The sequence below is a fragment of the Sphingobium cyanobacteriorum genome, assembly GCF_030580935.1.
GTDB lineage: Bacteria > Pseudomonadota > Alphaproteobacteria > Sphingomonadales > Sphingomonadaceae > Sphingobium > Sphingobium cyanobacteriorum.
Map to the genome: position 1 here is coordinate 563,340 of NZ_JAUQOM010000001.1, position 22,201 is coordinate 585,540.

General features: G+C 64.5%; 19 protein-coding genes and 1 pseudogene. 16 read left to right on the forward strand and 4 right to left on the reverse strand.

Annotated features, from left to right (window positions below; translation table 11 throughout):
• Nucleotides 1–53 precede the first annotated feature (53 nt).
• Complete coding sequence (locus Q4610_RS02730) at nt 54–1,544, forward strand: hypothetical protein (protein WP_304534471.1); 1,491 nt, start codon at nt 54–56, stop codon at nt 1,542–1,544.
• Here Q4610_RS02730 and Q4610_RS02735 read toward each other — a convergent pair.
• Complete coding sequence (locus Q4610_RS02735; protein ID WP_304534472.1) at nt 1,541–2,524, reverse strand: glycosyltransferase family 2 protein; 984 nt, start codon at nt 2,522–2,524, stop codon at nt 1,541–1,543. The two genes, Q4610_RS02730 and Q4610_RS02735, sit on opposite strands and share 4 nt — an antisense overlap.
• 118 nt (nt 2,525–2,642) lie before the next feature.
• On the opposite strand from Q4610_RS02735, the gene Q4610_RS02740 reads away from it, so the two are divergent.
• The 4 genes and pseudogenes from Q4610_RS02740 (at nt 2,643) to Q4610_RS02755 (ending at nt 7,613) form a co-directional block, all read left to right on the forward strand.
• The gene (locus tag Q4610_RS02740; RefSeq protein ID WP_304534473.1) at nt 2,643–4,211 is read left to right on the forward strand and encodes a glycosyltransferase family protein; all 1,569 of its coding nucleotides are present in this window, start codon (nt 2,643–2,645) and stop codon (nt 4,209–4,211) included.
• The gene (locus tag Q4610_RS02745; protein ID WP_304534474.1) at nt 4,208–5,740 is read left to right on the forward strand and encodes a TadA family conjugal transfer-associated ATPase; all 1,533 of its coding nucleotides are present in this window, start codon (nt 4,208–4,210) and stop codon (nt 5,738–5,740) included. The genes Q4610_RS02740 and Q4610_RS02745 overlap by 4 nt, the downstream gene beginning before the upstream one ends.
• Before the next feature lie 113 nt (nt 5,741–5,853).
• Nucleotides 5,854–6,648 carry a class I SAM-dependent methyltransferase gene (locus tag Q4610_RS02750; protein WP_304534475.1) on the forward strand — a complete coding sequence of 265 codons (795 nt, stop codon included), beginning with the start codon at nt 5,854–5,856 and terminating at the stop codon, nt 6,646–6,648.
• Between the two features lie 125 nt (nt 6,649–6,773).
• Nucleotides 6,774–7,613 (forward strand): annotated as a pseudogene (locus Q4610_RS02755) (DMT family transporter).
• Here the strand turns inward: Q4610_RS02755 and Q4610_RS02760 are convergent.
• Complete coding sequence (locus Q4610_RS02760) at nt 7,585–8,016, reverse strand: OsmC family protein (protein WP_304534476.1); 432 nt, start codon at nt 8,014–8,016, stop codon at nt 7,585–7,587. The pseudogene Q4610_RS02755 and the gene Q4610_RS02760 sit on opposite strands and share 29 nt — an antisense overlap.
• 312 nt (nt 8,017–8,328) lie before the next feature.
• Between Q4610_RS02760 and Q4610_RS02765 the strand changes: the two genes are divergently transcribed.
• The 10 genes from Q4610_RS02765 (at nt 8,329) to Q4610_RS02810 (ending at nt 18,311) form a co-directional block, all read left to right on the forward strand.
• Entirely contained in the window at nt 8,329–8,997 is a 669-nt protein-coding gene (locus Q4610_RS02765; RefSeq protein WP_304534477.1) for an RBBP9/YdeN family alpha/beta hydrolase, read from the forward strand.
• Between the two features lie 100 nt (nt 8,998–9,097).
• The gene (locus tag Q4610_RS02770; RefSeq protein ID WP_304534478.1) at nt 9,098–9,286 is read left to right on the forward strand and encodes a YezD family protein; all 189 of its coding nucleotides are present in this window, start codon (nt 9,098–9,100) and stop codon (nt 9,284–9,286) included.
• A 166-nt stretch (nt 9,287–9,452) separates the two neighbouring features.
• A complete protein-coding gene (locus tag Q4610_RS02775) occupies nt 9,453–11,906 on the forward strand; it encodes a TonB-dependent receptor (protein ID WP_304534479.1) in 2,454 nt (817 codons plus the stop codon).
• An 89-nt stretch (nt 11,907–11,995) separates the two neighbouring features.
• Nucleotides 11,996–12,868, forward strand: a complete 873-nt coding sequence (gene panB / locus Q4610_RS02780; RefSeq protein WP_304534480.1) for a 3-methyl-2-oxobutanoate hydroxymethyltransferase — start codon at nt 11,996–11,998, stop codon at nt 12,866–12,868.
• A 75-nt stretch (nt 12,869–12,943) separates the two neighbouring features.
• Nucleotides 12,944–13,657 (forward strand): tetratricopeptide repeat protein, encoded by a 714-nt coding sequence (locus tag Q4610_RS02785; protein ID WP_304534481.1) that lies wholly within the window; start codon nt 12,944–12,946, stop codon nt 13,655–13,657.
• An 8-nt stretch (nt 13,658–13,665) separates the two neighbouring features.
• Entirely contained in the window at nt 13,666–15,003 is a 1,338-nt protein-coding gene (locus Q4610_RS02790) for an outer membrane protein assembly factor BamB family protein (protein ID WP_304534482.1), read from the forward strand.
• A 141-nt stretch (nt 15,004–15,144) separates the two neighbouring features.
• A complete protein-coding gene (gene der, locus Q4610_RS02795) occupies nt 15,145–16,512 on the forward strand; it encodes a ribosome biogenesis GTPase Der (RefSeq protein ID WP_304534483.1) in 1,368 nt (455 codons plus the stop codon).
• Nucleotides 16,513–16,516: 4 nt separating this feature from the next.
• Nucleotides 16,517–16,765, forward strand: coding sequence for a sulfurtransferase TusA family protein (locus tag Q4610_RS02800; protein ID WP_304534484.1), 249 nt, complete (start codon nt 16,517–16,519; stop codon nt 16,763–16,765).
• A 48-nt stretch (nt 16,766–16,813) separates the two neighbouring features.
• Nucleotides 16,814–17,263, forward strand: a complete 450-nt coding sequence (locus Q4610_RS02805) for an Hpt domain-containing protein (RefSeq protein WP_425262519.1) — start codon at nt 16,814–16,816, stop codon at nt 17,261–17,263.
• A gap of 43 nt (nt 17,264–17,306) precedes the next feature.
• The gene (locus Q4610_RS02810) at nt 17,307–18,311 is read left to right on the forward strand and encodes an LLM class flavin-dependent oxidoreductase (protein WP_304534486.1); all 1,005 of its coding nucleotides are present in this window, start codon (nt 17,307–17,309) and stop codon (nt 18,309–18,311) included.
• On the opposite strand, the gene Q4610_RS02815 is transcribed toward Q4610_RS02810, so the two are convergent.
• On the reverse strand, nt 18,281–19,387 hold the full coding sequence (locus Q4610_RS02815) for an acyltransferase family protein (RefSeq protein ID WP_304534487.1): 1,107 nt from the start codon (nt 19,385–19,387) through the stop codon (nt 18,281–18,283). The two genes, Q4610_RS02810 and Q4610_RS02815, sit on opposite strands and share 31 nt — an antisense overlap.
• 228 nt (nt 19,388–19,615) lie before the next feature.
• Here Q4610_RS02815 and Q4610_RS02820 point away from each other — a divergent pair, with 228 nt between their 5' ends.
• Nucleotides 19,616–21,271, forward strand: a complete 1,656-nt coding sequence (locus Q4610_RS02820; RefSeq protein WP_304534488.1) for an ATP-binding protein — start codon at nt 19,616–19,618, stop codon at nt 21,269–21,271.
• A gap of 96 nt (nt 21,272–21,367) precedes the next feature.
• Here the strand turns inward: Q4610_RS02820 and Q4610_RS02825 are convergent, their stop codons facing one another.
• Nucleotides 21,368–22,126, reverse strand: coding sequence for an enoyl-CoA hydratase-related protein (locus Q4610_RS02825; RefSeq protein ID WP_304534489.1), 759 nt, complete (start codon nt 22,124–22,126; stop codon nt 21,368–21,370).
• Nucleotides 22,127–22,201: the final 75 nt, after the last annotated feature.

A 22,201-nucleotide genomic window follows, 5' to 3' on the forward strand; every position in this document is an offset into this window, starting at 1 on the left:
GGTTGAAGGGGCGCTTTCCGCGCCCCTTTTTCTTTGCCATGAGCGGAAGCGACATGACTGCAACCGTCGCTGCCCCTTCCCTGCTCGACCGCCCCGTTGCCGGCGGCCCCTTGCTGACCCTGCTGGCCGGGTGGCTGGGGCTGGACCAGTTGCTGCTTTGGCGCTTTCTTGGCCTGCCCTTCTGGGCTTGTGGACTGGGCGCGATCATCATCCTGGGCCTGTGCGTCTGGCTGCTCCGCGCGACCCGCAGCTTGCGCGGCCCGACGATCGGCGCGCTGCTGCTTTGCCTGGTGGTCGCCATCCTGTTGATGCTGCTTGGCGGCGAAGGGCGCTTTTTCTACGCCAATATCGACTGGCAGGTGCGCCTTGCGGTGTTGCGCGACATGAGCGTCAATCCCTGGCCCTTCGTCTATAGCGCGCGCGGCGCGCCCGATATGCTGCGCGCGCCGATCGGCATGTTCCTCGCGCCTGCGATCGCCGCCAAGACGCTGGGCCTGCGTGCCGCCGATATCCTGTTATGGCTCCAGAACAGCCTGTTGATCGCCACGCTGCTGGCACTTGGCGCAGCGCTGTTCAATACCCGCCGCGCGAAGCTGATCGCTCTGGCGGTCATCATCGGCTTCAGCGGCCTCGACGCGCTGGGGCGCCTCCTGTTTCGCGGCGGCCTGTCCGATCATCTCGAAAACTGGGCCTATCTCCAATATTCATCGACCATCACCCTGGCTTTCTGGGTGCCGCAGCATGCGCTGGCCGGCTGGGTCGGGGCGCTTGGATTCCTGCTCTGGCGCGGGGGTAGGCTGTCGCTCGGTCCCTATCTGGCGCTATTGCCGCTGACCGCGCTCTGGTCGCCGCTGGGGTTGATCGGCGCGATGCCCTTTGCCGCACTGGCTGGCGGACGGGCGCTGATCGCCGGCACCCTGCGCCTGTCCGACATCGGCCTGCCCGCGCTCGCCACACTGCTGTGCCTGCCCGGCCTGCTCTATCTGGGCGCTGCCGGAGAAGGCGTGGGCGCGCGGCTGATGGCGGTGGCGCCGTTGCAATGGGGACTGTTCGAACTGCTGGAAGTGCTGGTCTATGTCGCCCCCCTCGCCCTGCTCCTCCGTCCGCGCTTCGGGCGCGATACGCTGGCATTGCTGACGCTGTGGCTGCTGGTCATCCCCTTCATACAGATTGGTGCGTCGATCGACTTCATGATGCGCGGTTCGGTGAGCGCGCTCACCATTTTGGCGGTGATGGCGGCGGACGCGCTGATCGTGGATCGCCGCGCGCGTTTGTGGCTGGTCCCGCCGCTGCTGATCGGATCGATCACCGGCCTGTACGAGATTCGGCGCGCCTTGGCCCATCCCCCTGCGCCGCAGGTGCGGTGCAGTTTCTTCAAAGCGTGGGACCAGAGTTTCGGCTTTCAGCCCAAGGATTCCTATCTCGCCCCGCTGTCAGAGATGCCCGCGCCCATTCGTCCGCAGCATCCGGTGCGTGTCAGCCCCGCCGAACCGGCGACATGCTGGGACGGCCACTGGTATCATCCCAACGAGAAATATATCTAGGCCCGCAGGCGTTTCACTTCAGGCGTATCGGGCATGACCTCTTCCGGTGCCCTGGCCAGAACATAGAGCGGCCTTTGCCGCACTTCGCGCGCGACCCGGCCCAGATATTCGCCGATGATGCCCAGGCTGAGCAGATTCAGCCCGCCCATCATCAACACCGCCACCATGATCGAGGCATAGCCGGGCACGTCCACCCCGGTCAGCATTGTGCGCACCACCAGCCAGGCGGCATAGGCCATGGCCATCAGCGCCACCGCGCCGCCAATATAGGACCAGATGCGCAGCGGCATGGTGGTCGAGGCGGTTATGCCGTCGATCGCCAGCGACCAGAGCTTCCCCAGCCGCCATTTGGTGACGCCCGCCTCACGGGGGGCACGCACATAGTCGACCGTTGCGACCCGGAAGCCGATCCAGGAAAAAAGCCCCTTGTTAAAGCGCGCCTGCTCGCCCAACTGCTTGATGACCTCAACCGCCTGCCGGTCGAGCAGGCGGAAGTCGCCGACATTTTCCGGGATCGGATAGTCGGACAGACGGTTGAGCAAGCGATAGAAGCCGCGCGCGCTCCAGCGTTTGAACCAGCCGTCGCTGGAACGGTCGGCGCGGCGGGCATTGACGACCTGCGCGCCGGCCTGCCATTCACGCACCATATCGACAATCACGTCGGGCGGATCCTGCAGATCGACATCGATCGGGATGACCGCGTCGCCGGTGGCATGGTCGATGCCCGCCGCCAGCGCGGCCTCCTTGCCGAAATTGCGGGACAGCGAAAGATAGCGCACGTCCGGGTTCAGCCGCGACAGGATCGAAAGGATGTCGGCAGTCCGGTCGCTGCTGCCATCATCCACGAACAGATAGTCCGCCCGCGCGCCCGGTCCGATCAGCGCCAGCGCGCGCGCCACCGCCGGCCGCGCGGCATCAAGGAAGAGCGACAGGCCCTCCTGCTCATTATAGACCGGAATGACGATCGATATGGTCCGCATGGCGCGCGCGGTTTCCTTCCATGATGCTGCACCCGCTATCGACCACAATGGTTAATGACGGGTAAGCGGGTGCGCCATGCTCACGCTTCATTTACCATAATCTGACATCAGCGAACGGATGCGTCCGCTCGCCCTTCTTCGCAGTCCCGCCTGCCTGCTTATCCTGTGGGGCGTGCTGCTGATGCTGCCCGCCTTCCTGTGGGGACCGGGCGCGACCCATTCGCATCACTATAATATATTATGGACCCGGCATTTCGCTGATCAGATGGCGGCGGGGCATCTTTATGAACGCTGGCTGCCGGACAGTTTCGAACGGCTGGGCAGTCCGACCTTCTATTTCTACCCGCCTTTCGCCTACTGGATCAGCGGCGGGTTCCGCGCGCTTGGCCTGCCCCTGCTCCAGGCGATCAATCTGGCGGGCCTGACCCTGCTGGTCGGTTCGGGGCTGGCAATGCATCGCTGGCTGACCTGGCGCGGCACGCAGCCGCTGCTGGGCGCGGCGCTCTACATGATCGCACCCTATCATCTCTACGACATCTATGTGCGCGGCGCGCTGGCAGAGGCGGCGGCTTTCGTCTGGTTGCCGCTGATCGCGCTGGCGATCGAGCGCCTGCCGGAACGGCGCGGCATGCGACTGCTGGCGGTCGCCTATGCCGGACTGCTGATCAGTCACCTGCCGCTGGCGATGCTGACCGGCCTGTTCCTGATCGCACCGATGATCGCACTGCGCCTATGGCGCGACGCCCGCATCCTGGCGCCGGCCGCCTTGGCCGGTGCCCTGGCCTTCGCATTGGCCGCCTTCTATCTGCTGCCTGCCCTGACGCTGCAATCCCATGTGTCGACCATGATGTTGTGGGGACAGGATTATCGCGCCACCGACTGGTCGGTCTGGACCGCCAGTTTCGAACTGTTCCCCTGCCTCGCGATGGGCCTGATCCTGCTGGCCTGGCCTGCCGCACGCAGCTTTTGGGGCGTGGCGGCGATCCTGACCGCGATGGCATCGATCCGGCTGATCCCCTTTCTCTGGGATGTCCCGATGCTCGACAAGGCGCAATTTCCGTGGCGCGCCTTGTGCCTTGCCGAATTCGCGACCGTAACCGCGATGATGGCCGTTCGCCCACGCCCGGTCCTGCTGGCCGGAGCGGGCATCCTGTTGCTGTTCCCCTACGCCTTTGGCGGGCTTTTGACAGCGGCCTTCCTGCGCAAGCCGATCGATTACGCGGCGATCGCACGGATCGCGCCGGACGCGCCCGAATATCTGCCGCGCGGCTTCGACCTGTCGCATGTGCGCGCCGGTGATCACTGGACCGACCTTTCGCCCTGGCGCGCCTTGCCGCGCGGCGATGCCATCCTCGTCAGCCGCCCCGGCCCTGTCATGATCGGCCGCGCTGCATTCCCCATCTGGCGGATCGAACTGGATGGCCGCGTCATCCCGTCCGCAGGCCCGATCCTGCATTTCGACGCCCGGCGTCCCGGCACCTACCGGATCGTCCGAATCCGCCTGTGGCAGGAGATGGCGGGCATGATGATCAGCCTGGCGACGATGCTGCTGACGATGCTACATTGGCGTTTCCGCGCCATTAGCCATTTGTCAAAGTTTCCGGCTTATTCACCTTCATCACCCATATCGGATCGGCTCCGTTCGGACTGGCCGGCCCGATCGCATATTGCTGGCGGAGACTTATGAGCGCCTTTGGACGGAAAAATGGACCTGCCGGAATCAAGCCCGGCTTTGGCGTGGCCCGGCCGATGCAGGGCGGTGTGGCGGCGCGTGAGGAAACACCGCAGGGCGGCGACCAGTTTCCACCGCTCGACATCGCATCCCTGCCGGGTGAGACACCGTTCGATCCGCTCGCGGCCCCTACCAGCCAGATGCAGCGCAACGCCGACGCCATGGCGCGCCTGTCGGATCGCGCCAATGCCGACCATGCCCCCGATGCCGGGCCGCAGGGTTTCGAGGCCAGCGTCCACAAGATCAAGGAGCAGGTGCTGCCCCGCCTGCTGGAGCGGGTCGACCCCGAAGCGGCAGCGACACTGACCAAGGATGAACTGGCGGAGGAATTCCGGCCGATCATCATGGAAGTGCTGGCGGAGCTCAAGCTGACACTCAACCGGCGCGAACAGTTCGCGCTGGAAAAGGTGCTGGTCGACGAATTGCTGGGCCTTGGCCCGCTCGAAGAATTACTCGCCGACCCGGACGTGACCGACATCATGGTCAACGGCCCGGACCAGACCTATATCGAAAAGAAGGGCAAGCTGACCATCGCGCCGATCAAGTTCCGCGATGAGGAGCATCTGTTTCAGATCGCGCAACGGATCGTCAGCAAGGTCGGCCGCCGCGTCGACCAGACCACGCCGCTGGCCGACGCCCGCCTGCCCGACGGCAGCCGCGTCAACGTGATCGTGCCGCCGCTGTCGCTGCGCGGGACGGCCATTTCCATCCGTAAATTTTCGGCCAAGCCGATCACCATCGACATGCTGGCGCAGTGGGGCGCCATGTCGCCCAAGATGGCGACCGCGCTCAAGATTGCGGGCGCGTGCCGGTTCAACATCGTCATTTCGGGCGGCACGGGTTCGGGCAAGACGACGATGCTCAACGCCCTGTCCAAGATGATCGATCCGGGCGAGCGCGTGCTGACGATCGAGGACGCGGCCGAACTGCGGCTGCAACAGCCGCACTGGTTGCCGCTGGAAACCCGGCCCGCCAATCTGGAGGGCAATGGCGCCATCACCATCGGCGATCTGGTCAAGAACGCCCTGCGTATGCGCCCGGACCGCATCATCCTGGGCGAAATTCGTGGCGCGGAATGTTTCGACCTGCTCGCCGCGATGAACACCGGCCATGACGGCTCCATGTGCACGCTCCACAGCAACTCGCCGCGCGAGTGCCTGGGCCGTATGGAAAACATGATCCTGATGGGCGACATCAAAATCCCCAAGGAAGCCATTTCCAAGCAGATCGCCGATTCGGTCGACCTGATCGTACAGGTCAAGCGCCTGCGCGACGGTTCGCGCCGCGTCACCAACGTCACCGAGGTCATCGGCATGGAAGGCGACGTCATCGTCACCCAGGAACTGTTCAAGTTCGAATATCATGACGAGGACGACAGCGGGAAGATCATCGGCGAATATCGGTCGATGGGCCTGCGCCCCTACACGCTCGACAAGGCGCGCATGTTCGGCTTCGACCAGCCCTTCCTGGAAGCCTGTCTCTGACCTTCTCTCTGTAACTTATTATGGCTGGCGGGGGATTTCCTCCCGCCAGCCTCTTGCGCGCCTGCGGCGTGGGCGTCACATCTCCCTCTCCCCCCTATAAGAGAGGATCCCCGATGAACCGTCTCGCCCTGTTTGCCGCGCTTGTCACTATACCCGCCAGCGCCGTCATTGCCCAGCACGCCCATCATCAGGCGTCGGACCCGATCGCTGCCGCTGTCGCCGCGCCCAGCCGCACGCCCGCCAACATCGCCCGCGACCAGTATCGCCACCCGGCCGAGACACTGGCCTTCTTTGGTGTGACAGCGAGTGGTACAGTTGTGGAATATAGCCCCAGTGGCGGCTGGTACACGGAAATACTGGCGCCGCTGCTGCGCGATCACGGTACTTTCTATGCGCTCCAGCCCACCGGAGGCTATCTGGCCAGCTACAGGAATTTCCTCGCCACCAAACCCGAAGTCTATGACAAGGTGAAGCTAGTCGAATATCCCGACGCCCTGGCCACCATCCCGGCCAGCAGTGTCGACACGGTGCTGACGTTCCGCAACGTTCATAACATGGTCATGGCCGGGAAAGAGGCCGCGACCTTCAAGGCGTTCTTCGACATGCTCAAGCCCGGTGGCACATTGGGCGTGGTCGATCATCGCCTGCCGGAAGCGCGTGACACCGCGCTGGAAAAGAGCAGCGGCTATGTGAAGGTATCGACCGTCCGGCGGATCGCCGAAGCGGCCGGTTTCGAATATGTCGGCGCGTCGGACGTGAACGCCAACCCCAAGGATACGGCCGACTGGCCCAAGGGCGTATGGACGCTGCCGCCTTCGCTCAGCCAGAAGGAGGTCGACCGGGACAAATATCTGGCGATCGGCGAAAGTGACAGGATGACGCTGAAATTCCGCAAGCCGGTGAAATAACCACCAGCCCGGTTGCGCCATGGCGTGACCGGGCTAAGGCAGGAGGCGTGACCGCCGCCGCCCGCCCCCATCGTCCGCTGTTCGCGATCGCGCTGCGCCTGACGGCGGTTATCTGTCTGTCGGTCATGTTCATTTCCGTGCGGCTGGCGAGCGATCGCGGCGTCCATGTCGTCGAATCGCTTTTCTATCGACAGGCGCTGGCATTGCCCGTCATCCTGGCCTGGGTCGCGATGGTGGGCGGCCTGCCGACCGTTCGCACAACGCGGATCGGGGTTCATGCCAGCCGCATGATCCTGGGCCTGACCGGGATGCTGTTCAATTTCCTGTCCTAAATCCTGCTGCCACCTGCGGAAGCGGCGACGATCGGCTTCACCATGCCGATATTCGGCACCCTGTTGTCGGCGCTGATCCTGCGCGAGGCGACCGGCATCCACCGCTGGAGCGCGGTGCTGATCGGCTTTGCCGGCGTGCTGGTGATGATCCGGCCGGATGCCGGACATTTCCCGGTCCAGGGCGTGGCCGTCGCCATCGCCGGCGCATTGTCGACCGCCAGCGTCAGCCTGGTGCTGCGGGCATTGGGCCGCACCGAAGGGGCAGGCGTCATCGTGTTCTGGTTCACCATATTGTCGATGATCCCCCTGGGCCTGGCCATGCCGTTCTTCGCGCGGGCGCATGATCCCGCGACATGGGGCCTGTTGCTGCTGATAGGGTTGTCCGGGGGGCTGGCGCAGCTATGCCTGACATCGGCCCTGCGCTACGGACCGATCGCCGTCGTGCTGCCGATGGATTACAGCGCGATCATCTGGACGACATTGCTGGGGGTCGCCATCGGTCAGGACTGGCCGATGGCGACGACCTGGATCGGGGCCGTCCTGATCATTTCAAGCGGCCTCTATATCGCCTGGCGCGAACATGTCCGCGCCAGGCAGGCGCGGATCAGCCCAGCAGTTCCGCGTCCAGGCTGATATCCGCCTTGAGCAGCTTGGAAATCGGGCAGTTCGCCTTGGCCTTGCCCGCCAGTTCCTGGAACGTCGCATCGTCCGTTCCGGGGATGGTCGCCTTGAGCGTCAGCTTGCTCGCGGTCACGGCGAACCCGTCGTCCTGCTTCTCCAGCGTCACGACCGCGCTCGTCTCCATCTTCTCCGCCGTCAGCCCGGCCTCCCCCAGGATCAGCGACAGCGCCATGGTGAAGCAGGAGGCATGGGCGGCGGCGATCAGTTCCTCCGGGTTGCTGCCCGGTTGTCCTTCGAACCGGGTTGCAAAGCCATAGGGATAGGCGTCGAGCGCGCCGCTCTGCGTCGAAATCGCGCCCTTCCCGTCCTTGAGGCCACCTGTCCAGACTGCCGAACCGCTACGATTGATTTTCATGGCCAAAGCTCCTTGTGATGCAGCGGAGGAACCCCGGCGTGCCCCCATGGTTGCATGCCTACAGAGACATTCGTGCAGGAGAATGACAATGGCCGCGCGGCAGCGATCCTTGTCATGGGCTGAGAGAGCCTGAGAGGGCGGCCGCAGGGGTACGGCAAGGCCAGACGATATCGCGCCGCCCGGCCTTTCCCTGACATGCTCCCATCACATTTTCGGATTGCCCAAATTTCACCACATTTCGCCGCCAGCCCATTGTCTATCAAATGAATAGAATTATTGTCCAAGGCGCAATGCAGAGGATGAGGACCAGCTATGGAGCGATTCGGTTTTTCGGGCGACACGCGCCCGCCGGTCATACTGACCATCCCCGGTCTTAATAATAGCGGGCCGGGTCACTGGCAGACCATCTGGGAAAATACACGCGGCGATTGCGAGCGGGTGGACCTGGGCAGTTGGGCCAGCCCCAACCGCAACGCATGGGTCACGCGGCTGGACGCCGCGATCCGGCAGGCCAGCGGGCCGGTCATCCTGGCGGCGCACAGCCTGGGCTGCATGGCGGTCGCCTGGTGGGGCGCATTGCAGAGCCAGGCCTATGGATGGCCGGTGACAGGCGCATTGCTGGTCGCACCACCCGATTGCGACCGGATGGAAACGCCCGAAACAATCGGCGGATTCGGCCCGACACCACGCGCGCAACTGCCCTTCCCATCCATTCTGGTCGCCAGTCGCGACGATCCCTATATTTTCTTCGAACGCGCCCATAGCATCGGGAAGAATTGGGGCAGCCAGTTCGTCGATGCAGGCTATGCCGGGCATATCAATGCCGATTCCGGGTTGGGCGATTGGGCGTTCGGCCAATCCATGCTGGAACGGTTGATCGACAATGCGCAGGAACAGGCAACCGCCTTTCGTCAGATGCGGCCCGCCATCCCGCTGACGCAACAGGATCACAAGCTTCCCCGCCCGGCCATCCATAGCTGAGGCTCCCCCTGAGGGGCGCGACAAGACAAACTTTCGCGCCCCTCATTTTTGCTTTTTTGTCTATCTTAAAAGTTGAGATATTAGGCGGGAAGAGGGTCATATGAGTGAACATAAAGCAATCGACATTCGCCACGTTCGCGCCGACGGGCAGCGCCCCGACATAGCCGCCAGCATCGACAAGGTACGCGGCGTGCTGGAGGGGCTGCGCTTTGGATCGATCACGCTGACCGTTCATGACGCGCGCGTGGTCCAGATCGACGTGACGGAAAAGACGCGCCTGACCAGTTGAAGGACGTGGCGGGCGCAACGGGTTCGGGCCGGCATCGGCCCATGCGGCAGGGATGGCCGCAACATGCAAGGATCATCCCATCCATCGGCTCTGACCGGACCGCCGGAACAGCCGCAATCACCAGACAACCGAATTGGCACCGGACAGCCGGATAAAGGGGAATAACATGATTGCGCGTTTCCTGTTGCTTGCGAGCGTCGCAAGCGCTTCATTCATCACGCCCGGCGCCTTTGCGCAGGATGCGGCCCAGCCCGTGGGGGATGATACCGCCCAGAATGTGCGCGGCGAGGTGATCGTCGTCACCGCCCGCCGCCGCCAGGAAACCGCGCAGGAAGTGCCGCTGGCGATTTCCGTCGTCAAGGGTGACAGCATCGAGGCGACCGGCAACTTCAACATCGTCAAGCTGCAACAACTGGCGCCCACCTTGCAGGTCTATACCACCAACCCGCGCAACACGTCGGTCAACATCCGTGGCCTGGGCGTGCCGTTCGGCCTGACCAGCGACGGGTTCGAACAGGGCGTGGGCATCTATGTCGACGATGTCTATAACAGCCGCGTCGCCGCCGCGACCTTCGACTTTCTGGACGTTTCCCAGGTCGAAGTGCTGCGCGGGCCGCAAGGCACGCTTTACGGCAAGAACACCACGGCCGGCGCGATCAACATCACGACCAACCAGCCGACCTTCGATTTCGAAGGGCGCGCCGAACTGACCGTCGGCAACCTCAATCTGAAGCAGGCGAAGGCCGCTGTGTCCGGCCCGCTGTCGGAAACGGTCGCCGCCCGCATCGCGATCGCCGCGACCAGCCGGCGCGGCACGCTCTACAATGTGACGAGCCAGCGCTGGATCAACGAACAGGATAATCTGGGCATTCGCGGCCAGTTGCTGTTCAGGCCCAATGAGGATTTCAGCATCACCCTGTCAGGCGACTATAGCAAGCAGGACCCGGAATGTTGCGGCACCACCTTCGTGCGTGTGGGCCGCACCCAGCGGCCGCTCAACCGCCAATATGACGCGCTGGCCGCCGCGCAGAATTATGTCGTGCCCAGCCGCAACCCTTATGACCGGCTGACCGATCTGGACAGCAATCTCAACGCGGGCAACAAGATTGGCGGCGTATCGGCCAAGGTGAAGTGGGATGTCGGCCCCGGCACCCTCACGTCCGTCACCGCGTGGCGCTTCTGGGACTGGAAGCCGGAGAATGACCGCGACTTCACCGGCCTGTCGATCGTGTCGAAATCCCAAAACCCTTCGCAGCAGGACCAGTACAGCCAGGAATTCCGCTATAACTATGAAAGCCAGGATGTCGATTTCGTCGTCGGCCTGTTCGGTTTCAAGCAGCGGATCGACACCCAAGGCACCGAGCAACAGGGCAGCGCCGCCGCGAAATGGAGCCTGACGCCATCGACCGATCCGAACAACGCCGCCAACAAGCCCGCAACCCTCGCGGGATTGACCGCCAGCAACACCCAATGGCTGAAAGCCGACAGCGCCGCGCTGTTCGGTCAGTTGAGCTGGAAAGTGACGGACGCCCTGACGATCCAGCCGGGCGCGCGCATCAACTATGACAAGAAATCGGGCTTCTATCAGCGTGTCGTGACGAACGCGCAGGGCCAGACCATCAGTTGCACGGCGACGCCGGCCCCCGGCACGATCGCGGGAACGACGCAGCAATGCGGGGTGTATCAGCCGCAAATCAGCGCGCCGTCCGACAGCGCCTGGAACTTTACCTATGATTTCAACGTGAATTACAAGGTCGCACGCGACATCCTCGCCTATGCAACCTATGCCAAGAGCTTCAAGACGCTGGGCATCAACCAGAACGGCCTGCCGCTCAACGCCGACAATACGGTTAACTATGACGCCAGCACGGTGAAGCCGGAAGCGGTCAACCATTATGAAATCGGCCTGAAAACACAATTTTGGGATCGCCGGGCGACCTTCAACCTGACTGCCTTCCGCACCGACATCAAGAATTTCCAGGCCACCGTGAATGGCGGCCAGTTCGGCACCGTGCGCGGCTACTTGGCCAATGCGGAAAAGGTGCGGTCGCAGGGCATCGAGGCGGACTTCAAGATCGTCGCCAGCGACCGCTTCACCGCCTATGCCAATGGCGCCTATACCGACGCCAAGTACAAGAAGTTCACCAACGCCCCCTGCCCGCCCGAATTGTCCGGCGGCACGTTGCAGCCATCGGGACAGGCAGCCGATTATTCGCAGCCCGGAGTCCCCGGTGCGCTCAGCCCGCGCCAGTGCGACATTTCCGGCCAGAACCTGCCGGGCGTATCGAAATGGGCTTTCTCCTACGGGGCGGAATATAATATTCCGGTCACGCTGCTGGCGAAGGACGGTCAGGCCTATCTGGGCGTCGACGGCAATTACCGTTCGCGCTGGAACAACAACGCCTCGCCATCCATCTATACGGAGGTGAAGGGCTATGCGCTGACCAACCTGCGTGCCGGATTCCGGGGCGAAGGCTTCGATATTTTCGGCTGGGTCCGCAATGTCTTCGACGTGAACTATATCGAAAATCTCCAGGTCGCGCCCGGCAACACCGGCCTGATCGCCGGGCAGGTCGGCGATCCGCAGACATGGGGCGGAACGATCAAAGTCTCGTTCTGAAGTGATGAGGACGGGCCGGGACGGCGCATCATGCCGCTCCGGTCCGTCCGGCATTTGCGCGCCGCGCCACGGTGCGGTAGAGCGCGGCCATGTCCACGACCTTCACGATCGACACGTCGACCAGCCGCGCCAATCCCACACCCGCGCCGATGAAGCGCCTGACCGTGCCCGCGATCCAGCGACGCAAGTTCGAGGGGAATACGAGCGAACCGCTGGTCATGCTGACCGCCTATACCGCGCGGCAGGCGCAACTGCTCGACCCGCATTGCGACATGCTGCTGGTCGGCGATTCGCTGGGCCAGGTGATTTACGGCCTGCCCTCCACCCTCGCCGTCACGCTCGACATGATGATTGCCCATGGCGCGGCGGTGGTGCGCGGCAGCTATCACAGCCTCGTTCTGGTCGACATGCCCTTTGGCAGCTACGAGGCGTCGCCGCAGCAGGCGTTCGCCAGTGCCAGCCGGGTGATGGCGGAAACCGGCTGCGCCGCCGTCAAGCTGGAGGGCGGCGCGGCGATGGCCGACACGATATCCTTCCTCAGCCAGCGCGGCATTCCGGTGATGGCGCATATCGGCCTGACCCCGCAGGCCGTGAATGCGCTGGGCGGCTATGGCGCGCGCGGCAAAAGCCAGCAGGAACATGCCAAGATCATGGCCGACGCCCGCGCCGTGGCGCAGGCCGGCGCCTTCGCCATGGTGCTGGAAGGGGTGATGGAGGAACTGGCGGTGGCGATCACCGACAGCGTCGACGTGCCTGTCATCGGCATCGGTGCGTCGGTCCATTGCGACGGACAGGTGCTGGTGACGGAGGACATGCTGGGCATGTTCGAACGGGTGCCACGCTTCGTGAAACGCTATGACAATATCGCAGAAACGATCGGCAATGCCGCGCAACATTATGCGCAGGATGTCCGCAACCGTCTCTTCCCGACCGAAGATCAGGTCTATCGCCCTAAAAATTGATTTGCCTGTGGCATGAGCGCCGCTATTGATCGCGCCTTCCGGCAAAGATTTTCGCCGCATTTTTCGGAGAAGCCCGTGGCCCTGACGCCGCAAAACAGCGAAGCATTCATGCGCGAGGTCGATGAAGCGGTCCGTCAGGATCAGCTTCTGACCTTCTGGCAGCGTTATGGCCGCCTGTTGCTGGCCGCCATCATCCTGGGCCTGGCCGGGTTTGGCGGCTGGCTATACTGGCAGCATTACAGCAAGACCCAGTCCGAAGCCGTGTCCGAGAAGATGGACAGCGTTCTGACCACCGCCGTCGGCGGCGGGACACCCGATGCAAAGCAACTGGACATGCTGGCCGACGCCAGCCAGCCGGGCTATCGCGCGTCCGCGCTGCTGACCAAGGCGGGCCTCGCGTCGCGCAAGGGCGACGCCGGGACGGCGATCACGCTGTACCGCGCCATGGTGGCCGACAAGGGGCTGGACCAGCCCTATCGCGACCTGGCGCTGATCCGTCAGACCGCGCTGGAATTCGACAGCCTGACGCCGCAGCAGGTGGTCGACCGGCTCAAGCCGCTGGCGATCGAGGGCACACCCTGGTTCGGCAGCGCCGGCGAGCTGGTCGCGCTCGCCTATATGAAGATGGGCAAGACCAAGATGGCCGGACCGATGTTCGCCGCCATGGCAAAGGACGCCAATGTGCCCGATTCGATCCGTTCACGGGCCAGACAGATGGCCGGCGTCATGGGCATTGATGCGGTCGAGAATCCGGCCGAAAGCACCCAGGCCGAAAGCACCGAAGGATGACCGCGCGCATGGCAAGCATGAAGATGGGCCGGATGGTGACGATGGCGGCGCTCGTCGCGCTGCTGGCGGGGTGTGGCATCGTCGGTGGCAAGAAGGGCGGTCCAAAGACGCCCGTTATCGGCAATCGCGTATCGATCCTGAACAACGAACAGGGTGTCGAGGTGGAACCGGCGCTGGCCGACGTGCCGGTCAGCCTGCCCGCCCCCTATGTCAATGAAAGTTGGTCGCAGCCGGGTGGCGACCCTTCCAAGGCGATGGGTCATGTGTCGCTAGGCGGATCGCCCAGCCAGGTCTGGACCACATCGATCGAGGGCAGTTCACCGCAGGCGCGCCTTGCCGCATCGCCGGTCGTGGCGGGCGGCAAGCTGTTCGTGAGCGACGCCGGCGCCCATGTCATCGCCTTCGACGCCGTCAGCGGATCGAAACTCTGGCAGACCAGCCTGCCGGCCGAAGGCAAGGGCAATGGCCGCGCGCTGTTTGGCGGCGGCGTCAGCGTGATCGGCGACCGGCTCTATGCCAGCACCGGCCTGGGCGACGTATTCGCGATCAATGTCGCGGACGGCGCGATCCTGTGGAAGAAGCATCCGGGCGGCCCGCTGCGCGGCGCGCCGGCACTGGAAAACGGCCATGTCTATGTGATGGGCCAGGACAACCAGATTTTCGCGCTCAACCAGAGTGATGGCGAAACCCAGTGGACCGACAGCGGCACATTGCAGGTCACGGGCATTTTCGGTGTCGCCGCCCCCGCCGCCGCGCAGGGCACGGTGATCGCGGGCTATAGTTCGGGCGAAATCACCGCTTATCGGTATGAAAATGGCCGCAGTCTGTGGGGCGATGCCCTGTCGCGGACCAGCATTTCGACGGCGGTGGCGACGTTGACCGACATCGACGCCGATCCGGTGATCGATCGTGGCCGGGTGTTCGCGATCGGCCAGGGCGGCCGCATGGCCAGCTATGAACTGACCAGCGGCCAGCGCCTGTGGGAAATCAACATCGCCGGCATCTCCACCCCCTGGGTGGCGGGCGAATGGGTGTTTGCCGTGACCAGCGACGCGCGCCTGCTCTGCGTCGCGCGCGCCACCGGCAAGATCCGCTGGGTCAGCCAGCTTCGCCGCTGGCAGAAGGAAAAGAAGAAGGACAAGGCGATCCGCTGGACCGGCCCGGTGCTGGCCGGTGGTCGCCTGATCGTCGTGTCGACCCGTGGCCAGATGGTCTATGTCGATCCCACGACCGGATCGGTCCAGTCGGAGGTCGATATGGACCATTCCATGTCGCTGTCGCCGATCGTCGCCAATAATATGCTCTATCTGCTGGCCGACGATGGAAAATTGACGGCGCTGCGTTAAAAGCCGATTTTAGAAAAAACTTGTGCTCCTGCGAAAGCAGGAGCCTAGGGTGCGGTGAGCGACCTGCAACCCTGGGCTCCTGCTTTCGCAGGAGCACGGCGTTTGTGTCACAGCTTTGATATTAGAAGGAAGCGGGCCTCCATGCTGCCCACAGTAGCCATCGTCGGACGTCCCAATGTCGGCAAGTCCACCCTCTTCAACCGCCTGGTCGGCAAGAAGCTGGCGCTGGTCGATGACCAGCCCGGCGTGACGCGCGACCGGCGGGAGGGCGAGGCGCATCTGCTGGGCCTCGACTTCACGATCGTCGACACCGCCGGTTATGAGGATGAGGACGCCAACACCCTGCCCGGCCGGATGCGGATGCAGACCGAAGCCGCGGTCGAAAATTGCGATGTCGCTCTGTTCATGATCGACGCGCGCGCGGGCATCACCCCGCTGGACGAGGAAATCGCCCGCTGGCTGCGCGCCAACGACGCCCCCGTCGTGCTGGTCGCCAACAAGGCGGAGGGCAAGGCCGCCGACGACGGCGTGATGGAATCCTTTTCGCTGGGCCTTGGCGAACCGATCCCCTTTTCCGCCGAACATGGGCAGGGCCTGGCCGATCTGTTCCAGGCGCTGCTGCCGCATCTGGAGCGGGAGGGCGAGGAGCCGCACGAGAAGGAATTTTACGAGGACGAGGAGAGCGCCCCGCTCAAGCTGGCCATCGTGGGTCGTCCCAATGCGGGCAAGTCCACCCTGATCAACCGGCTGCTGGGCGAAAACCGGCTGCTGACCGGGCCGGAAGCGGGCATCACCCGCGACAGCATCGCCGTCGACTGGATGTGGACCAGCCGCGAAGGCGTGGAGCGCCCCGTCCGCCTGATCGACACGGCCGGCATGCGCAAGCGCGCCAAGGTGCAGGAAAAGCTGGAAAAGCTGGCGGTTTCGGACGGCATCAACGCGGTCAACTTCGCCGAAGTCGTCGTGCTGATGATCGATTCCACCCGCGGGCTGGAAGCGCAGGATCTGCGCATCGCCGACCGGGTGCTGGAAGAAGGGCGCGCGCTCGTCGTGGCGCTTAATAAATGGGATACGGTCGAGCATGGCTCGGCGCTGTATCAGGGCATCAAGAAGGCGCTGGACGAGGGGCTGGCGCAGGTGCGCGGCGTGCCGATCATGACGATTTCCGGGGCGACCGGCAAAGGGCTGGACGACCTGATCCATGTCGCGTTCGAAACCCGCACGGCCTGGTCGCAACGAGTTTCGACCGGCGTGCTGAACCGCTGGTTCGAAACCGCGCTGGAAGCCAATCCGCCGCCAGCCCCCGGCGGGAAGCGGATCAAGCTGCGCTATATCACCCAGAACAAGACCCGGCCGCCCACCTTCGTGCTGTTCGGCACGCGGCTGGACGACCTGCCCGAAAGCTATCGCCGTTACCTCGTCAATGGCATTCGCCGGGAACTGGGTTTCGGCGCAGTGCCGGTGCGCCTGACATTGCGCAGCCAGAAAAATCCGTTCGCGACCAAATAGAGAGATGGCGGTCGATCCGGTCATGGTGAACGCCAGGGGCATGAAATGCCCCTGGCCCGTCCTGCGCGCCGCCCGCGCGATGCGGGCTGCGGACGCCATCGTCATCGTGGCGGACGACCCGATCGCCCCGGCCGAACTTGCTGCGCTTGCCCGGCAGCAGGGCTGGGATTTTGCCGCCCTGGCCGATCATCATTTTTCGCTGCGCAAACCCATTGGACAGACCTGCAATCTGGTGCCAGCCCCGCCGCCTTAACCCTCTGTTTACGTGCGCCGTCTATTTTCGACAGGCAAGAATGGAGGAATGGTACAGGTGCCCCACCAAGACACCGACCTGGTCAACTGGAGCGAATTGGCGCGGACCCGCGGGGAACTGGGGACCGCGTTCCTGCGCATTCTTGGCTATTTCCGGGAAGATGGGGTCAAATCCATCGCTGCCGTCGAAGAAGCCTTCCGCGCCCGCAACGCGGCTGCGCTGGTGGTGCCTGCGCATACGCTGAAGGGCGAATCGGCCCAGTTCGGCGCCTACCGGCTGAGCGCCATGTCCGAAGAAATCGAAATGACCGCCCGCCGCTGCGTGGAAACCCATGAAAGCCCGGACGAACTGATCGAAACCATCGTAGCGTTGCGCCCCTGTTTTACCGAGACGCTGGCGTTGCTCGACCGCGACGCCAATCCGCTGGTCGCGCGTCGCCCCGTGACATTCGGCCGCCGGGTCGAGACGCCGACGCAGGGTTTTGGCCGGGCCGGATAATTCCGTCTTGAAGTAAAACCCATCATGCCCCCATATGCAGGGCATGACACGCTTTTCCCTGCTCGACCTGGTGCCTGTCCGTGAAGGCGGCACCGTTGGCGAGGCGCTGACCAGCGCCGCCGATCTCGCCGCCCATGCCGAAATGCTGGGCTATCACCGTTACTGGGTCGCCGAACATCATGGCATGGCCGGCATCGCATCGGCCGCGACCGCCGTGGTGCTGGCCCATGTCGGTCAGGCGACATCGACCATCCGCATCGGCGCGGGCGGCATCATGCTGCCCAACCATGCCCCGTTGCTGATCGCCGAACAGTTCGGCACGCTCGACGCGCTGTTCCCCGGCCGGGTCGATCTGGGCCTGGGTCGCGCGCCCGGATCGGACCAGCGGGTCGCGCAGGCGATCCGCCGCACGCTGGCCGGTGGCCCGGACCAGTTCCCGCGCGACGTGATGGAATTGCAGGCCTATTTCGCGGGCGACGATCAGCTGGGCATCCAGGCGACGCCCGGTGCGGACGCGCAGGTGCCGCTGTGGATACTGGGTTCCAGCCTCTATGGCGCGCAACTGGCGGCGGCACTGGGCCTGCCCTATGCGTTCGCATCCCATTTCGCACCGGCCGCGCTGGATGACGCGATCGCCATCTACCGGCGGGAGTTCCGCCCGTCGGCGCAGCTCAAATATCCTTATGTGATGGCCGGCTATAATGTCTTTGCCGCCGATGACGCGGCGCAGGCGCATCTGCTCGCCAGTTCGATGCAACAGGCTTTCGTGCGGCTGCGCGCAGGCAATCCGGGCAAGCTGCTACCGCCCGTTCCGGGCTATTATGACAGCCTGCCGGTGCAGGCGCAGGCGATGCTGGCCGATGTGCTGAGCGTGTCCGCGATCGGCGACCAGAAAGATGTCGAACGCGGCATCGCCGCTTTCCTGCGCCGCACACAGGCCGACGAACTGATCCTGACCGGGCAGATTTTCGATGCCGACGCGCGCAAGCGCAGCTTCGCCATCGCCATGGCGGCGGCTCAGGCCATCGCGACCCGCGAGCTGGCCTGAGGCTCTGCCCTCAGCCGCCCGCCGCTCAATATGCCCGCGGCGCCCGGCGCGACATGGCGCAGACCCGTGCCGATCAGCATGACGACGCCCAGCACGATCAGCGGCTGAAGCAGCAGATAGGCGGGATAGAGCGGCGTCCCCATCCTGCCCAGCACCCCGCCCAGCACCGGCCCGCCCAGCCAGATCAGGATGAGATGGGCGCAGAAGAGGAAGAAGGCATAGGGTTCGATCCGCAGCAGCAGGGGGCGCGCGCCACTGCCCGCCAATGCCCAGGCCAGCCGCCAGAAGGCAAGCGCCGCCGCGACGCGCACCGCCATGTCGAGCGCGCTCAACGCCAGCGGTGATCCACCGCCTGCAACCGCCCAGTAAAGCTGCGCCGCCATCAGCATCGCAAAGGGCAGGATCGCCACTGGCCAGGGCAAGGCCACGGCCCGCTCCGCCCAGCCGCCGCGCCGCGCGAGGATGCCAGTGGCAAAGAAGAACAGGATCGACGCCCGCATCAGCACAGGCGGCCCCCAGCCCATGATGTGGCAAGCAGCCGCCACCAGCGCGACCAGCGCCAGCGCCCGGCCCGGCAGGCGCACCAGCAGGGGCGCGGCGACCATGCACAGGAACAGGTCGCGCAGGAAGGGCATCTGCACATTGATGTCGGGATTGCGGGTGACGATGAATATTTCATCGATCATCCACCCCAGCGATTGCGGCTGGGGCGCCTGCAACCCCGCCACCCGCGCCGCACCGGATACCAGGACGATCGCGATGATATTCCACAGGATCATCGGCAGCAGGATCGTGCGCGCCTTGCGCCGCACATGCCCGCTCCAGTCCAGCGTCCGGCGCGACCCCGCCACCAGCCAGCCGGAAATCAGGCCCAGCAGCGGCACCGCGCTGCGCCCGAACAACTCCATCAGGAACCAGCGGAAATTATCCTGGGCCGTGCCGCGCAATGCCGCCAGCGCTTCGCCATTCAGCCCCGTCCAGGCGTGGACATAGACCACCCCCAGGATGCAGATGACGCGCGCGATGGCGATGGCATCGGAACGACGCGCGGCTTGAAACGGCAGATGATTGGACAAACCGGCATCCTGCTTGTTACGGTGCAGAACCAATGGCCAGCGGCGGCTCCGGTTCCCCGCCGCCCGGTCATCCGGTCCGAAACGGACCTCTCCTCATCCCGTCTTAACCGAAAAGACAGACGGTGATGCGACCCGCGCGCGCCCCTGAGCTAAGCCAATATTTACCTATGTCCGATATGCAGTCCGCCATACCGGAAGACGTTCCGGCCAGGGGGACCATAAAGGCTCATGACGCATATGCCGGGCGCTCACTCATTTTCTGCTGCCTCCGCGCCTGCGCATCTGGCCCATGCCCAGGCGATGGGCATGGTGTTCCAGATTGCCGGCTCCAGTTCGAAAGTGCTGATCGACGCCCATATCCTGTCCCTGTTCGCACAGGACGAGGATGCCTGCATCGCCATGGCGGGCCAGGTCGGGAGCCAGGTGAAGATGCGCGTCGGCCAGAGCTGGCTGGTCGCCAGCGTCCGCGCCATGACGCTGGACCAGGCGAGCAAGGGCATTATCGCGGACATTGATTTCCTGGGCGAGGGCGATGAGGAAAAGCTGACCGGGCGCATCTTCCGCTTCCGGCGCGGCGTGACCCGCTATCCCACGCCTGGCACCGATATCTTCCCCGTGTCGAGCCACGACATGCAGCAAATCTATGCCGCCGACGACCGGGCGAATGTAGAGATCGGCACCGTCTATCCCACCACGGATACGCGCGCAGCCCTTTATGTCGATTCCATGCTGGGCAAGCATTTCGCGCTGCTGGGGTCCACCGGCACCGGCAAGTCGACCAGCGCCGCGCTGATCCTGCACCGCATCTGCGACCTGTCGCCCCAGGGCCATATCGTCATGATCGATCCCCATGGCGAATATGGCGCGGCCTTCGCGACCAACGGCGCGGTCTATGACGTCAACAATCTCGCCCTCCCCTATTGGCTGATGAATTTCGAGGAACATTGCGAGGTGTTCGTCACCTCGTCCGGTTCCGAACGGACGGTCGATTGCGACATTCTGGCCAAATGCCTGCTGGCGGCGCGGATGAAGAACCGCCTGGCCGAAAGCATCGGGCGGCTGACAGTGGACTCGCCGATCCCCTATCTGCTGTCGGACCTCACCACGATCCTCCAGAACGAGATGGGCAAGCTCGACAAGGGCACCAATTCGCTGCCCTATATGCGGCTCAAGACCAAGATCGACGAGATCAAGGCCGATCCGCGCTACAGCTTCATGTTTTCGGGCATGCTGGTCGCCGACACGATGCAGGCGTTCCTGGCGAAGATCTTCCGCCTGCCCTCCAACGGCAAGCCGATCTCCATCATCGACGTGTCGGCCATGCCGTCCGACATCACATCGACCGTGGTGTCGGTGCTGTCCCGCCTGGTGTTCGACTATGCCATCTGGGCGCGCGACGAACCGCAGCGGCCGATCCTGCTCGTCTGCGAGGAAGCGCATCGCTACATCCCCAGCACCACCACCGGATCAGGGCAGGCGGTGCGCAAGATATTGGAGCGGATCGCCAAGGAAGGCCGTAAATATGGCATTTCGCTGGGCCTGATCACCCAGCGGCCGTCGGACCTGGCCGAAGGCGTGCTGTCGCAATGCGGCACGATCATCTCGATGCGCCTCAACAATGATCGCGACCAGGCCTTCGTCAAGGCCGCCATGCCCGAAGGCGCGCGCGGCTTCCTCGATTCGATCCCCGCGCTGCGGAACCGGGAGGCGATCATCTGCGGCGAGGGCGTCGCGGTGCCGATCCGGGTGGCGCTCGACAATCTGGAAGAGCATCGCCGTCCCGCTTCGGGCGATCCCAGCTTCACCCAACTGTGGCGTCAGGCGGGCAGCGAGGCCGATATTCTCGACCGCACCATCACCCGCTGGCGCAACCAGGGGCGGTAGTGACGCAGGATTTGCACGGCGACCAGCCGGCGCTGTGCAAACCGGCACAGGGAGGATAACCCGCTTTGCTCATGGCCGCCGGAACAGCGGCGGGGCTCATGGCCGCCGGAACAGCGGCGGGCGCTTTTCGAAGAAGGCGGCGAAGGCTTCCTGCGCTTCGGGCGAAGCCAGGGTTTCGCGGAACAGCCGGGCTTCCTCCTCGATCCGGGCGATGAGCGCGGCGGGATCACCCTTCATCAGGCGGCGGGTGGCGGCCAGCGCCCGCGGCGGCCTGGCCATCAGCGCGGCGGCTTTAGCGCGGGCATGATCGAGCAGGGCGGCGGCCGGGACGATGGCCGTGACCAGCCCGGCGCGGTCGGCGGCGTCCGCATCCATCGGTTCGCCCAGCAAGAGCATCGCCGCCGCCCTGGCATGGCCCATGGTCGCGGGCGCGAGCAGGCTGGAGCCGGCCTCCGGCACCAGGCCCAGATTGACGAAGGGCATGATGAAGCGCGCATCGGGCGCGGCATAGATCAGGTCGCAATGGAACAGCATCGTCGTGCCGACGCCCACCGCCAGCCCCTGAACCGCCGCGACGACCGGCTTGTCGAAGGCGGCGATGGCGCGGATGAACGCGAAAGCCGCCGCTCCGCCCTCCGGCCCGGCCATGAAATCCTTAAGGTCATTGCCCGCGCAAAAGGCATCGCCCACCCCCGAAAACAGGACCACGCCGATGTCCGACCGCGCCGAGGCGTCGGCCAGCGCGGCGGTCATGGCGCGGTACATGGGGCCGGTCAGCGCATTCTTCTTGTCCGGCCGGTCGAGACGGATTTCCATGACACCGGCCGTCTGTGTGATCGTGATGCTGTCGCGCATGAAGCAGCCTTTTCCTGGATGATGGGTCAAAGGGAAAATGTTGGCGCAGCGCGAACACCGCGTCTATCCCCCCGG

Excerpts from the sequence above, each read along its gene's own strand:
- Q4610_RS02760 (WP_304534476.1), bottom strand. The coding sequence starts at position 8,016 with ATGAAAATCAATCGTAGCGGTTCGGCAGTCTGGACAGGTGGCCTCAAG.
- Q4610_RS02770 (WP_304534478.1), top strand. The coding sequence starts at position 9,098 with ATGAGTGAACATAAAGCAATCGACATTCGCCACGTTCGCGCCGACGGG.
- Q4610_RS02810 (WP_304534486.1), top strand. The coding sequence starts at position 17,307 with ATGACACGCTTTTCCCTGCTCGACCTGGTGCCTGTCCGTGAAGGCGGC.
- panB (WP_304534480.1), top strand. The coding sequence starts at position 11,996 with ATGTCCACGACCTTCACGATCGACACGTCGACCAGCCGCGCCAATCCC.
- Q4610_RS02790 (WP_304534482.1), top strand. The coding sequence starts at position 13,666 with ATGGCAAGCATGAAGATGGGCCGGATGGTGACGATGGCGGCGCTCGTC.
- der (WP_304534483.1), top strand. The coding sequence starts at position 15,145 with ATGCTGCCCACAGTAGCCATCGTCGGACGTCCCAATGTCGGCAAGTCC.
- Q4610_RS02745 (WP_304534474.1), top strand. The coding sequence starts at position 4,208 with ATGAGCGCCTTTGGACGGAAAAATGGACCTGCCGGAATCAAGCCCGGC.
- Q4610_RS02730 (WP_304534471.1), top strand. The coding sequence starts at position 54 with ATGACTGCAACCGTCGCTGCCCCTTCCCTGCTCGACCGCCCCGTTGCC.
- Q4610_RS02825 (WP_304534489.1), bottom strand. The coding sequence starts at position 22,126 with ATGCGCGACAGCATCACGATCACACAGACGGCCGGTGTCATGGAAATC.
- Q4610_RS02800 (WP_304534484.1), top strand. The coding sequence starts at position 16,517 with ATGGCGGTCGATCCGGTCATGGTGAACGCCAGGGGCATGAAATGCCCC.
- Q4610_RS02740 (WP_304534473.1), top strand. The coding sequence starts at position 2,643 with ATGCGTCCGCTCGCCCTTCTTCGCAGTCCCGCCTGCCTGCTTATCCTG.
- Q4610_RS02820 (WP_304534488.1), top strand. The coding sequence starts at position 19,616 with ATGACGCATATGCCGGGCGCTCACTCATTTTCTGCTGCCTCCGCGCCT.
- Q4610_RS02750 (WP_304534475.1), top strand. The coding sequence starts at position 5,854 with ATGAACCGTCTCGCCCTGTTTGCCGCGCTTGTCACTATACCCGCCAGC.
- Q4610_RS02805 (WP_425262519.1), top strand. The coding sequence starts at position 16,814 with ATGGTACAGGTGCCCCACCAAGACACCGACCTGGTCAACTGGAGCGAA.
- Q4610_RS02765 (WP_304534477.1), top strand. The coding sequence starts at position 8,329 with ATGGAGCGATTCGGTTTTTCGGGCGACACGCGCCCGCCGGTCATACTG.
- Q4610_RS02775 (WP_304534479.1), top strand. The coding sequence starts at position 9,453 with ATGATTGCGCGTTTCCTGTTGCTTGCGAGCGTCGCAAGCGCTTCATTC.
- Q4610_RS02735 (WP_304534472.1), bottom strand. The coding sequence starts at position 2,524 with ATGCGGACCATATCGATCGTCATTCCGGTCTATAATGAGCAGGAGGGC.